Origin of the sequence: Pandoraea iniqua (assembly GCF_902459685.1) — a bacterium.
Classification (GTDB): domain Bacteria; phylum Pseudomonadota; class Gammaproteobacteria; order Burkholderiales; family Burkholderiaceae; genus Pandoraea; species Pandoraea iniqua.
Genome location: NZ_CABPSF010000001.1, coordinates 45,825 through 58,412, shown reverse-complemented (window position 1 = coordinate 58,412; position 12,588 = coordinate 45,825). Strand labels below are relative to the sequence as shown.

The window sequence follows — 12,588 nt, the reverse complement described above, 5'->3', positions numbered from 1 at the left end:
TGGCAAATGCCGTTCAGTGGCAAGACTGAACGGCATTTTTATTTGGGCGCGCAAAGTGGTCGTGCCGCGCTATCCGAATTGGCATCACGTAAGCCGTTTCCATACCGGCATCCGGCCAACGCGCTACCATTCGGGGGTTACGGTTTACGCGAGTGGGTCGACTCGATGCCGGCTGAGCATGCGACGGAGGGTTTTGGCGCGGCTCGGCGGGTGTGGTCAGCCCACCAATCTGCTAAGTAGCCGGTTGAGTCATCGGTTCAATAAGCGGTTGATTATGGAGAAGAAAATGAGTGTTTCGAAGTCGCCTGCGGACCGCAAGGTCATTCTCACGGGTGACCGCCCGACTGGCCCGCTGCATTTGGGTCACTACGTCGGCAGTCTGAAGAACCGCGTCGCTTATCAGCACGAATACAAACAATTCGTCCTCGTGGCCGACGCACAGGCGCTCACCGACAACACGGATGATCGCGGCAAGGTGCATCGCAACGTCTCGGAAGTGGCCCTCGACTATCTGGCCGTCGGCATCGACCCGGACGTGACCACCATCTGCGTGCAGACGTGGCTGCCCGAGCTGACCGAACTCACCTTCTACTACCTGAACCTCGTCACGGTCGCGCGCCTCGAGCGCAACCCGACCGTGAAGCAGGAAATCGGGCTGCGTAACTTCGAACGCGATATTCCCGCCGGCTTCCTCACCTATCCGGTTAGTCAGGCCGCCGACATCACGGCGTTCCGCGCAACGCTGGTGCCGGTGGGCGAAGACCAACTGCCGATGATCGAGCAGACGAACGAAATCGTGCGGCGGCTGAATCGTCTGGCCGATCGCGAAATTCTGGTCGAAACGAAAGCCCTCGTGCCGCCGATCGGCCGTCTGCCCGGTATCGACGGTAAGGCGAAGATGAGCAAGTCGCTCGGCAACGTGATCAACATTTCGTCCTCGCCGGACGAGATTCGCAAGGCCGTGAAGAATTGCTACACCGATCCGCTGCACCTGCGCGTGGAAGACCCGGGGCATCTGGAAGGCAATGTCGCGTTCGCGTATCTGGATGCGTTCGATGAAGACAAGGAAGGCGTGCAAGCCATGAAGGACCACTACGTGCGTGGAGGTCTGGGCGACTCGAAGGTGAAGGCACGTCTGGAAGAGCGTCTGCAAGAGATGCTGCGCCCGATGCGCGAGCGCCGCGAAGAATTCGCGAAGAACCCGGAATACGTGTGGGATATGCTGCGCGCCGGCACTGAACGTGCCCGCGAAACCGTGTCGCAAACGCTGGATGACGTGCGCTCGGTGTTCGTCACGCCGGGCTGGAAGAAGTGACGTCGTAAGCGCAAGACACAAGCGCAATATTGATGTGAAGTACGCGCTTCAGATGTCGAGAGGGGCAGTCCGCGAGGGCTGCCCCTTTTTTGTTGATGCCATCAAATTTACGTCGAGCGGGCAGCTTCAAAATCTCTTCGCATGCGCTCCATCGTGGCATTCAACGCGTCCATTGAGGAACGAAGGTTGCTGATGTCGTTGCTCTGCCCACTGAGCGCGGTTCGAATGTCGGCGATGTCACTACTGTGACCGGTAAATGCAGCACGAAGCCCCGCGATGTCATTCCCTATCGTTGTCGTTCGTTTATCGATACCGTCCGTTGCGCGTCTGAGATGTCCGATGTTATTGCGCGCCTCCCCCATTTCTTTTCCGAGATGCCTGACGTCATTGCGCAAGTTTCCCGTTTCTTGTGTGAGATGTTCGATGCCTTTGAGCGTGCGATAGGAATTTACGGTGTTCATGCGTTGCTCCAGTTGGGTGATGGTGAGATCGTGCAGCTTGTCGATGGCTTTGGAAAACTCGTTCCAGCCGGTGTCGCGTTGGTAAAAGCGTTGGTTGAGGATGGTGTTGATCGAACTGGCTAACGTGACTGCGATACCGAATGCGAAGAGTGCGGCAGCGATGGTCCCGCCGGACGCCACAAATGCGCATACCGTGATGGCTATCGACGCGGCCGCAAGCAGCGCGACGACCACAGCCTTTGTGTTGAACCGATTCTTCGACGAGGGCAGGCATCTGCGGGCGGCGTCGAGATGCGTTCGCACGTCACTGATCAAATTGGCCTGCGTCACAACGTTGTCCGCGCTTTCCTTGCCAGCGCACAACGTCGACGTGGTAGTCAACAGACCGCTCAAAGCACCGTCGATATGCTGCAAGCTCTCGTGAAGATGGCGGGCAGACTTTGATAGTTCTTTCGTGTCGGGTACATCACTCTGTTTGCGCGCATACCGCCGAAAGCAATGCAGTGGATTGCAGTGACGGCCCGGTGTGCCTGTCTTGTCCCATACCGTCTCATCGATCTTCCTCATCGCTTTGGCAAGACCGTCGATCGCCGCATCGATTTGCGCTGCCGGTATGGTCTCGAAACGGCTTTCGCCCAGTTGCCATGCAACGTTTTTCAAGCCCTCAAGCTTTGCGGCGATGTCGCGATGTAACTCGTTGGTTGACCGGCCTCCGGCAACCGAGGGGTGAGGCACTTTGGTGTCAGGCAGCGACGCATCAAACAGAGAATAGACATCGGAACTCCAAGGTTTCCATGGGGTGAATGAAAATTCGGATGACATGTTGAGTGGCTTCCTCCGACGGCGTTTGCAGTTTCAGGAAATGCTTCGTCACGTGCCGACGCTATCTGACGTAGCCGGGCCAATTTTTCTGCCGTTCGAAGCGACGCGCTTTCGGTTTCCCCGTTCATGTTTCGCCAAGTGGACATTGCCAGTCCCCTCTGCGCTCCCCCTCTGATTCCCCCCTCACTCCCGGCCCAAAACGTGTTTGGGCCTTTTCCCTTGGCGTTACTTCGGTAAATAGGCATCTAACGTACGCGCGCGAGTCACTGCTGCTTTGCTTCACTGGACGTAAAGCGCCGGGCGAACTCGCCGTGTGGCCCTCGATCACCCCCCCAAAGCGGTCAGGGCGCCGCCAATCAAAACGACTACATGGATCGAGGTATCAGGAGATGAACGATATTGTTGGAAAGGTGGCACGCACCTGGGCCGTGTCCACACGCGATATGTGGGTGCTGGCGGCCAGTGCCCTGATGATGGTGACGATGATTCTTGTCTTGCCGTTCGAAGACAAAACCAACCGCGGCCTCGCATTGGCCGCTTTCGTCGCGGTGTTGTGGCTATCGGAAGCCGTGCACCTCACCATGACCGCGCTAATGGTGCCCGTGCTCGCGGTTCTGCTCGGCATTCTGGAAACACCAGCGGCCTTGCAGTCATTCGCACATCCCATCGTGTTTCTGTTCTTCGGCGGCTTTGCGCTGGCGACGGCGCTGCGTGTTCAGGGACTCGACCGTTTTCTCGCCAACCGGCTGCTGCATCTCGCAGGTGGTCGCATGAACCGCGCAGCGTGGATGTTGTTCGGGGCGACGGCTGCCATGTCGATGTGGGTGAACAACACCTCCACCACGTCGATGATGTTGCCGCTCGCGCTCGGCATCCTCGCGCAACTCGACACGCGGGACGACCGCAACACCGTGGCGTTCCTGCTGCTCGGCATTGCGTATAGCGCCAACATCGGCGGCTTGGGCACCATCGTCGGTAGCGTGCCCAACGCGATGGTGGCGACGCATCTGGGTATTGACTTCCTGACGTGGGCGAAATTTGGCGTACCGCTGGTTGCGGTGTTGTTGCCGCTGATGGTGGTCACGATGTATGTCGTGCTGCGACCGCGACTGGACCAGCGGATCGAGACGACGACGGAACCCATGGTCTGGACCGCGCAACGCGTCGTCGCCGTGACGATCTTCGCCGGTACGGTGCTTAGTTGGATCTTCAGTCAGCAGATCAGCCAGTTACTCGGTGGCGTGAAGCAACTGGATACGCTCATTGCGTTGTCAGCAGCGGTCTTGATCGGCATGACGGGCGTAGCCAGCTGGAAGCAGATTCAGGAACACACCGATTGGGGTGTCCTGTTGCTGTTCGGGGGCGGTTTGACGTTGAGTGTGGTGCTGCGCAATTCCGGCGCGAGTGTGGTGATGGCGGAAGGTGTGTCGAGTGTCTTCGCGATGAGCCACACGCTGGCGGTCTTGCTGATCACCGCGGCGTTCATCGTCTTTCTGACCGAGCTCACGAGCAACACCGCGAGTGCGGCGATACTGGTGCCGATCTTCGCCACTATTTCGGTATCCTTAGGGTTTCCGGAAGCGTTGCTGACAATGGTGATCGGTATCGGCGCGTCGTGTGCGTTCATGCTGCCGGTGGCGACGCCACCTAACGCCATCGTGTTCGGCACCGGGCAAGTGCCGCAACGCCGGATGGTGCATGCCGGGTTCTTCATCAACCTGATTTGCGTGGTCGTGATCACGGCGTTCGCGTGGACGCTGTGGCGATAATTCGCAACGCGTCGAAGTAGCGACGCAATGAAAAACGCCGTGACGTGTAGAACGTCACGGCGTTTTTTTCATGCCATCGGAAGCGATGTCGCAGCCGCGATTACTGCGGCTGCTTTGCGACCTTGCCGTCCTTGAACACCCACTGAATGCCTTCGCCTTGGCCGGTCAGCACGCCGATGGTTTCCAGCGGATTGCCGTCGACGACGAGCACGTCGGCGAGTGCGCCCGGGGCGATGACGCCCAGCTCGCCCACACGGTTCAGAATCTCGGCGCCGATGACCGTTGCCGAGCGCAGCGTGTCGGCGGCACCCAGCACGTCGGCGCGAATCGTCAGTTCATCCGACTGGTACTTGTGCATGTCGCCCAGCAGGTCGGAACCGAAACCCATCTTCACGCCCGCGTCGCGATAGATCGACAGCGACTCGCGGCCCGCACGTTGCACGCTCTCGACCTTCGCCACCGATTCCGGCGGCAGGCCCAGCGATTCACCGTCCTTGGCGAGGGCGTCGTAGGTCACGAGCGTGGGCACCACGTACGCGCCTTTCTCTGCCATGAGCTTGGCCGTTTCGGCGTCGCACAGGTTGCCGTGCTCGATGGTGCGCACACCGCAGCGCACGGCGCGTGCGATCGCCTTCGGCGTGTACGCGTGGGCCATCACATACGTTTGCGCGGCTTCGGCTTCTGCCACCGCTGCGCGGATTTCGTCTTCCGAATATTGCGTGTTCGCAATCGGGTCGACCGGCGACGCGACACCGCCCGAAGCCATCAGCTTGATCTGCGTGGCGCCCTTTTGAATCTCTTCACGTACGGCCAGACGAATCGGGTCGACACCGTCGACCACCCGGCCGATAGCGCCCGCACGGAACGCGCACGAACACGGCTCCAGCACGTCGCTGCGCGGACGGAAATCGCCGTGACCGCCGGTCTGCGAAAGCGCCTTGCCCGACGGGAAGATACGCGGGCCCGGGATCACGCCTTGTTCGATGGCTTGTTGCAGCGCCCAGTCGGCACCGCCGGCGTCGCGCACGGTGGTGAAGCCGCGGTTGAGCATGCCCTGCATGATCGGCAGCGACTTGAGCACGGTCAGCACGTTGGGCTGGCTGGCATTGGTGCCGAGGTTCGGATGCGAGGCGAGTACGTGCACGTGGCAGTCGATCAGGCCGGGCATGACGGTCTTGCCGGTCACGTCGATGACGGTCGCGCCATCGATGTCGAGCGGCGTCGCGGAGACGGCGGTGATGCGGTTGCCCTCGATGGCGACGTCGTGGCGCGCGAGCAAGCGGCCGGCGGCAGCGTCGAGCACATTGCCGCCGCGAAGCAGGGTAACGGACATGGGGGAGTTCCTTGGACGTTGTTGGAGTGTTGGTGCAGAGGTGCAGCGAATTGCAGCGCAATTCAGCGAAATGACAAAAAGGCGCGCCGGTGAGGGCGCGCCTTTTCTATGAAACGGTCAGGCCTTGTTTTTGTACGGCAGCGGCTTGACGAAGCGGGTACCCACGAAGCTGATGGCCGCCGCGATGATCACGTAGATCGCCGGGGCCATGTTGCTGCCCGTGCGGGCGATCAGCCACGTGATGATCAGCGCAGCGAAGCCGCCGAAGATCGTGACCGCGAAGTTGTACGCCACCGACAGGCCGGTCGACAGCACCTGCGGCGGGAACAGCTCCGAGAATGCCGCGAGAATCGGGCCCGTGTAGCAAGCGATCAGCAGGCCGAACACGATCTGGAACGTCAGCAGCGATTGCAGACCCGGTGCCACGTTCAGATACGTGAACATCGGCCATGCGAGCAAAAGAATCAGCAGTGCCGAACCCGACAGGAACGGACGGCGGCCGTAGCGGTCTGCCAGACGTCCCACAACCGGTGCGAACACCAGAATCATGGCGCCGCCCACCATGCCGGCGGTGAAGCCATTGGCGGCCGGCAACTTCAGCACGCGTTGGGCATACGTCGGCATGTAGAACAGCAGCACGTAGGTGCAGATCGTCCACAGCACGACCATCGAGAAGCTTGCGAGCGTTTCGCGCGGGTACTTCGAGAACACGTCGCGCAGCGGCGTATTCGACTTCTCGGCGTGCTGGAACGTCGGCGTCTCATCGACCTTGCTACGGATGTAGAAGCCGACCGGGCCGATCAACATGCCCACGATGAACGGCACACGCCAGCCCCACGATTCGAGCGACGCCTTGTCCAGTTCCGTCGTCACGAACGTGCCCACCGCCGCGCCGAGCAGCACGGCAAAACCGATGCTCGACTGAATCCATGCGGAGTAATAGGCGCGTTGGTTCGCCGGTGCGTATTCGGTGAGGAACGCCGTGGCGCCGCCCATTTCGCCGCCGGCCGAGAAGCCTTGCAGCAAACGCGCGAGCACGATGATCACAGGCGCGGCCAGACCGATCTGGTCGTAGGTCGGTGCGAGACCGATCATCGCCGTGCCGGCGGCCATCAACAGGATGGTGAGCGACAGGGCCGCCTTACGGCCGACGCGATCGGAATACACGCCGAGCACGATGCCGCCGACCGGGCGCATGAAGAAGCCCACGCCGAAGGTGGCCACGGCCAGCAGGAACGACGAGAGGTCGTCGCCGGTGGGGAAGAATTGCTTGGCGATAATCGCCGCGAAGAAGCTATAGACGGTGAAGTCGAACCATTCCAGACCATTGCCGATCACCGTCGCCACAATGGCGTGACGGCGTTGGCGGTCCAGGTTGGCTTGAGGCACTGCGTACGTCGCCTGCATCTGGGTCTCCCGGAGGATGGGTGGCGTCCGTTGCGTGCGAGAAGTCACGTCATGCCGGTAATACGCCTGCTTTTTTGTCGGATCACGTTCGCCCTACGGCACGAACATGCGCGGATGAACCACAACATAGGTCAGACAAAATGACAGGAAAAACGATAATTCCGCATGTTGCCATGCGTGCAGCGCATAGCAACTTTGTCAGATGGCCTCTAACCCTATGACGGCAAACGGGTTTGTGAGTAGATCCAATTACGGAAAATTCGGGCCGCCGCATGCTCATGGCGCTCGGCAGGCCACACGAGATAGTAGCCGCCGCCCAGACTTGCGCGCGCGTCGCACGCCGGGACGAGCAGACCCGCCTCAAGGCAGGGGTCGATCATATGACGCCAGCCCATCACCAGCCCGCCGCCTTCGATGGCCATCTGCACGAGCAGCGGGTAGTAATTGGCGCTGACCATGCGCGGCGACTTGGGCGCGCTCACGCCTTGCAGCTCGAACCAGTCTTGCCACGACATCCACTTGCGCTGACCGTCTTCGATGAAGAGCAGCGTTTCGTTGACGAGATCGGCGGGTTTGAGCGTGCGGCCGTCGAGATAGGCGGGGGAGCAGACGGGAAAGACTTCTTCGTCGAAGAGCCGCCGGCCCGCGAAGTCGGGCGGCAGATCGTTTCGCACGTAATAGACACCGAGGTCGAACTCCGACGCCGAGAGCGAGGTGAGGCCGTCTTTGACGATCACGCGAATCTTGACGTCGGGGTGGGCCGCGCGAAAGCGCATGAGTTGCGGCGTCATCCACAACACGGCGACACCGGATGAGCAGGCGACGGTCAGTTCAAGGTCGCCGCGACGCTTCATCAGGTCGGCGGTGGCCTCGGCACATTCGTTGAGCAGGCGTTGAATCTGCTCAGCGTAGCGCTGGCCTGCGACGGTGAGGCGCAGCGTGCGATGTTCGCGCGTAAAGAGGGTGCGGCCGAGAAACTCTTCAAGCTGCGCGATCTGACGGCTGACCGCGCTTTGCGTGAGATTGAGCTCCGCCGCCGCGCGGGTGAAGCTCGCGTGCCGCACGGCAGCGTCGAACGCGACGAGACAGTGCAGTGGCGGCAACGGCGAGATGGGCATGCGCGGCGGGGTCTCCTGTGAGCGTTAAGGTGGCAGCTTAATCAGCGTGATGCTTAGCGCTTGCCGACCATTTGCTCCGCGCGCACCCAGGCGTCGAACTGCTCGGACGTGACGTGGCCCAGTGCCAGCGCCGCTGCCTTGAGCGTGGTGCCTTCCTTGTGCGCCTTCTTGGCGATGGCGGCTGCCTTGTCGTAGCCGATGTGCGGGTTGAGTGCCGTCACCAGCATGAGCGACTCTTCGAGCAGGTTGCCGATGCGGGCGCGGTTCGGCTCGATGCCGATGGCGCAGTTATCGTTGAAGCTCACCGAGCCGTCGGCCAGCACGCGCACGCTTTGCAGGAAGTTGTGGATGAGCATCGGCTTGAACACGTTCAGCTCGAAGTTGCCCATCGAGCCGCCGATGTTGATCGCCACGTCGTTGCCCAGCACCTGACAGCAGAGCATGGTCATCGCTTCGCATTGGGTCGGGTTGACCTTGCCCGGCATGATCGAGCTGCCCGGTTCGTTTTCCGGAATCTGCAATTCGCCGATGCCGCAGCGCGGGCCGCTGGCGAGCCAGCGCACGTCGTTGGCAATCTTCATCAGGCTGGCGGCGAGCGTCTTCAACGTGCCGTGCGCATTGACGATGGCGTCGTTGGCGGCGAGCGCTTCGAACTTGTTCGGGGCGGTGACGAACGGCAGGCCGGTGTCGCGGGCGAGCGCTTCCGCCACTTTCTGCGCGAATTCCGGGTGGGCGTTCAGGCCGGTGCCCACGGCGGTGCCGCCGAGTGCGAGCTCTGCCACGTGGGGCAGGGCGTCGTCGACGTGCTTCAGGCCGTGATCGATCTGCGCGACCCAGCCCGAGATTTCCTGACCCAGCGTGAGCGGCGTGGCGTCTTGCAGGTGGGTGCGGCCGATCTTGACGATGTTGTCGTACGCGTGGGCCTTCGCAGCGAGCGTGTCGCGCAGTTGGCCGACGCTCGGCTTGAGGTGGTTGATCAGCGCGTCGAGGGCGGCCACGCTCATGGCTGTCGGGAACACGTCGTTCGACGACTGGCCCTTGTTCACGTCGTCGTTGGGGTGCACGAGACGCTCTTCGCCGCGCACGCCGCCGAGCAGTTCGCTGGCACGGTTGGCGAGCACTTCATTCATATTCATGTTCGACTGCGTGCCCGAGCCGGTCTGCCACACGGCCAGCGGGAATTCGTCGTCATGCTGACCGGCGACGACTTCGTCGGCGGCCTTGATGATGGCATCGGCCTTCTTGGCGTCGAGCACGCCCAGACCCTTGTTGACTTCGGCGGCGGCGCGCTTGACACGAGCCAGTGCGCGCACGAGTTCGCGCGGCATCTTTTCCGAGGAAATCTTAAAGTTTTGCAGCGAACGCTGCGTTTGCGCACCCCAAAGACGATCGGCAGGCACTGCAATTTCGCCGAAAGTATCGCGTTCCATTCTCACAGACATGATCAACATCCTTGTAGAGAGACAAGCGTCTGCCCCATGCAATTGGGTGGGGGCGGACTCTGAATTGTAGAACTTCAATGACGATTCGACATGACAGGCATCCCGGTGGAAAACCGTGTCATGGGAATGAATTGCGGGGGCCTCGCGTGTTCGGGTGGCGGCTTTTGCGGGCTCTGATGCCACGTCGGGTGGTGATTCGGCCGTTATTGCAGCCACCTTTCAGCCGCTGTCCGGCCATTTTCTGCGCCGCCGGTATTCTGTCACGCCCAGACCGCCGCGACCAGTTGCAGCGCGGCGGCAATGGCGGGTTCCTCCCGGCGGGCGGCCAGCGTGACGAAGGTGAGTTCGGTGGGCACGGCCACGCCGTCGGCAATGACCAGCCCGTGGGCACGGGCTTCGCGCAGCGCAATCGAGTCGCGCATGAGCGACAGGCCGATGCCGGATTTCACCAGATCGAGCATCGACGGCTCCTGATCGACCTCGGCGACCTTCACCGGCGAGACGTCGAGTGCACCGAACAGCGCCGACAACAGGCGGTTGTGGGCCGATTCGGGCGGCGTCCAGATCCACGGCAGGGCGGCCAGCTCGCGCCAGCCGCGCCGGGCCACGCGCTCGCGCCAGCCCGCCGGGGCGAGCACCTGATAGGAGAACGGTGTGAGGGTAATGGTGTGAAAGCGATCGCCCTCGGGACGCCCCAGATAGAAGCCGACATCCAACTCGCCACGAGCAATCTGTTGCAGCACCGAGCCGGACATACCGTGGCGCAGCGCCGTTTCGATCTGGGGGTACGACTCGACCAGACGCTTGAGAAAGGCGCCCAGCCGCGTGAATTCCGGATCGAGGATCGTGCCGATGCGCAAGCGGCCGCGCACCGTCTCGCGCAGTGCGCCGGCGGCCTGTTGCAGATCGGCCAGCGCGGCCAGCATGCGTTCGGCGAGCGGTAGCAGCGCCTGCCCGTCGCGCGTGAGCGCGAGCCCCTGCGCGGTGCGCGTGAAGAGCGTGAGGCGCAGGGCTTCCTGAAGGGCTTTGACTTGCAGGCTGACCGCTGGCTGCGTGAGATGCAGGCGCTGTGCGGCACGTGTGAGGTTGCCCTCATGGGCGATGGCGACGAAGGCGCGAAGATGGGCGAGTTCCATGCGACGGTGGTCAGAGCCTGTGGCAACGGGGCAGCAACGCGCAGAAATCCGTCGCTTCATGCCCCGCAATATAAGGGCATCTTATATTGCTTTTCATAATTTCTCATTGGATCGCACCGCCGTCCGGCAGTACGCTAGGCAATCACTTTGGCGAATAGCGTTGTGTTGCGGTGCGGCACGACGCTGACTGACGCCATCTTGCCATTCCACGCAGAGACCGAATTCAGGGAAACCCAACATGAGTAGCGCTGATATTGCAACCGTGCAGCACTTCATTGGCGGCCAACAGGTGGCTGGCCGCAGCGAGCGCTTTGCCGATGTGTACAACCCCGCAGAAGGCACCGTGACGGCCCGCGTGGCGCTGGCGAGCGAGGCAGATGTCGACGCCGCCGTCGCCGCGGCAAAAGCCGCCTTGCCTGCGTGGTCGGAAACGGCGCCGCTCAAGCGCGCCCGCGTGCTGTTCAAGTTCAAGGCGCTGCTCGACGCGCATCAGGACGACCTCGCCCGAATCATCTCGCGTGAGCACGGCAAGGTGTTTTCCGACGCCCGAGGCGAAGTCACGCGCGGCATCGAGATCGTCGAATACGCGTGCGGCGCGCCGCAGTTGCTGATGGGCAAGCACAGCGACAACATCGGCGGCGGCATCGACAACTGGCATCTGCGTCAGCCGGTCGGCGTGTGCGCTGGCATCACCCCGTTCAACTTCCCCGCGATGGTGCCGATGTGGATGTTCCCGGTGGCGATCGCGTGCGGCAATACGTTCGTGCTCAAGCCGTCCGAGCGTGACCCGTCGGCGAGTTTGTTGATGGCGGAACTGCTGCGCGAAGCGGGCCTGCCCGATGGCGTGTTCAACGTGGTGCAGGGCGACAAGGTCGCCGTCGATGCGCTGCTCGCGCACCCCGATGTGGAAGCGCTGTCGTTCGTGGGCTCCACGCCGATTGCCGAATACATTTACACGGAAGGCACGCGACGCGGCAAGCGCGTGCAGGCCCTTGGCGGCGCGAAGAACCACCTCGTGGTGATGCCCGATGCCGATCTCGATCAGGCAGTCGATGCGTTGATCGGCGCCGCCTACGGCTCGGCCGGCGAGCGCTGCATGGCGATTTCGGTCGCGGTTGCGGTGGGGCAGGTGGCTGATCGCCTCGTCGAGGCGCTGGTGCCGCGCGTGAAGGCGCTGCGCATCGGGCCGGGTTCCGACGACGCGTCGGAGATGGGCCCTGTCGTGACCGGCGCACATAAGGCGAAGATCGAGGGCTATATCGCCGAGGGCGTGAAAGCGGGCGCCGAGTTGCTGGTCGACGGTCGCGGCTTGCAGGTGCCGGGGCACGAGAAGGGATTCTTCATCGGTGGCACGCTGTTCGATCGCGTGACGTCCGACATGACGATTTATCGCGAAGAGATTTTCGGGCCGGTGCTCGCGGTGGTGCGTGTGCCGGATCTCGCTGCGGCCATCGAACTCGTCAATGCGCATGAGTATGGCAACGGTGTGTCGTGCTTCACGAGCGATGGCGGCGTGGCTCGCGCGTTCTCGCGTCAGGTGAAGATCGGCATGGTCGGCATCAATGTGCCGATTCCGGTGCCCATGGCGTGGCAGTCGTTCGGCGGCTGGAAGCGCTCGTTGTTTGGCGACCATCATGCTTACGGTGAAGAAGGTGTTCGCTTCTACACGCGCTTCAAGAGCGTGATGCAGCGTTGGCCAGACAGCATCGCGAAGGGCGCGGAATTCACCATGCCGGTGGCGAAGTAGCGTGACGGGAAGCGTGACGATAAGCGCGACGGGATAGA

At 62.2% G+C, this 12,588-nt stretch carries 9 protein-coding genes; 3 read left to right on the top strand and 6 right to left on the bottom strand.

Annotation, left to right across the window (positions count from 1 at the left end):
- Nucleotides 1-286 precede the first annotated feature (286 nt).
- Nucleotides 287-1,315, top strand: coding sequence for a tryptophan--tRNA ligase (trpS, locus tag PIN31009_RS00245; protein ID WP_058376614.1), 1,029 nt, complete (start codon nt 287-289; stop codon nt 1,313-1,315).
- 107 nt (nt 1,316-1,422) lie between these two features.
- Here the strand turns inward: trpS and PIN31009_RS00240 are convergent, their stop codons facing one another.
- A complete protein-coding gene (locus PIN31009_RS00240; protein WP_150788935.1) occupies nt 1,423-2,598 on the bottom strand; it encodes a hypothetical protein in 1,176 nt (391 codons plus the stop codon).
- 389 nt (nt 2,599-2,987) lie between these two features.
- On the opposite strand from PIN31009_RS00240, the gene PIN31009_RS00235 reads away from it, so the two are divergent.
- Complete coding sequence (locus PIN31009_RS00235; RefSeq protein ID WP_087690859.1) at nt 2,988-4,367, top strand: DASS family sodium-coupled anion symporter; 1,380 nt, start codon at nt 2,988-2,990, stop codon at nt 4,365-4,367.
- Nucleotides 4,368-4,467: 100 nt separating this feature from the next.
- Here the strand turns inward: PIN31009_RS00235 and PIN31009_RS00230 are convergent, their stop codons facing one another.
- The 5 genes from PIN31009_RS00230 to PIN31009_RS00210 all read right to left on the bottom strand — a co-directional run bounded on the left by PIN31009_RS00230 (nt 4,468) and on the right by PIN31009_RS00210 (nt 10,803).
- Nucleotides 4,468-5,700 carry a metal-dependent hydrolase family protein gene (locus PIN31009_RS00230; protein WP_150682557.1) on the bottom strand — a complete coding sequence of 411 codons (1,233 nt, stop codon included), beginning with the start codon at nt 5,698-5,700 and terminating at the stop codon, nt 4,468-4,470.
- A gap of 117 nt (nt 5,701-5,817) precedes the next feature.
- Nucleotides 5,818-7,107: an MFS transporter gene (locus PIN31009_RS00225; protein WP_150788934.1), complete on the bottom strand. Its 1,290-nt coding sequence runs from the start codon at nt 7,105-7,107 to the stop codon at nt 5,818-5,820.
- Nucleotides 7,108-7,322: 215 nt separating this feature from the next.
- Entirely contained in the window at nt 7,323-8,225 is a 903-nt protein-coding gene (locus tag PIN31009_RS00220) for a LysR substrate-binding domain-containing protein (protein WP_058376609.1), read from the bottom strand.
- A 53-nt stretch (nt 8,226-8,278) separates the two neighbouring features.
- Nucleotides 8,279-9,676, bottom strand: coding sequence for a class II fumarate hydratase (gene fumC, locus PIN31009_RS00215; RefSeq protein ID WP_425495445.1), 1,398 nt, complete (start codon nt 9,674-9,676; stop codon nt 8,279-8,281).
- Nucleotides 9,677-9,927: 251 nt separating this feature from the next.
- Nucleotides 9,928-10,803, bottom strand: a complete 876-nt coding sequence (locus PIN31009_RS00210; RefSeq protein ID WP_150682555.1) for a LysR family transcriptional regulator — start codon at nt 10,801-10,803, stop codon at nt 9,928-9,930.
- 238 nt (nt 10,804-11,041) lie between these two features.
- On the opposite strand from PIN31009_RS00210, the gene PIN31009_RS00205 reads away from it, so the two are divergent.
- The gene (locus PIN31009_RS00205) at nt 11,042-12,550 is read left to right on the top strand and encodes a CoA-acylating methylmalonate-semialdehyde dehydrogenase (protein ID WP_150682554.1); all 1,509 of its coding nucleotides are present in this window, start codon (nt 11,042-11,044) and stop codon (nt 12,548-12,550) included.
- Nucleotides 12,551-12,588 lie beyond the last annotated feature (38 nt).

Coding starts and splice junctions, on each gene's coding strand:
- trpS (WP_058376614.1), top strand. CDS start 287: ATGAGTGTTTCGAAGTCGCCTGCGGACCGCAAGGTCATTCTCACGGGT.
- PIN31009_RS00240 (WP_150788935.1), bottom strand. CDS start 2,598: ATGTCATCCGAATTTTCATTCACCCCATGGAAACCTTGGAGTTCCGAT.
- PIN31009_RS00235 (WP_087690859.1), top strand. CDS start 2,988: ATGAACGATATTGTTGGAAAGGTGGCACGCACCTGGGCCGTGTCCACA.
- PIN31009_RS00230 (WP_150682557.1), bottom strand. CDS start 5,700: ATGTCCGTTACCCTGCTTCGCGGCGGCAATGTGCTCGACGCTGCCGCC.
- PIN31009_RS00225 (WP_150788934.1), bottom strand. CDS start 7,107: ATGCAGGCGACGTACGCAGTGCCTCAAGCCAACCTGGACCGCCAACGC.
- PIN31009_RS00220 (WP_058376609.1), bottom strand. CDS start 8,225: ATGCCCATCTCGCCGTTGCCGCCACTGCACTGTCTCGTCGCGTTCGAC.
- fumC (WP_425495445.1), bottom strand. CDS start 9,676: ATGTTGATCATGTCTGTGAGAATGGAACGCGATACTTTCGGCGAAATT.
- PIN31009_RS00210 (WP_150682555.1), bottom strand. CDS start 10,803: ATGGAACTCGCCCATCTTCGCGCCTTCGTCGCCATCGCCCATGAGGGC.
- PIN31009_RS00205 (WP_150682554.1), top strand. CDS start 11,042: ATGAGTAGCGCTGATATTGCAACCGTGCAGCACTTCATTGGCGGCCAA.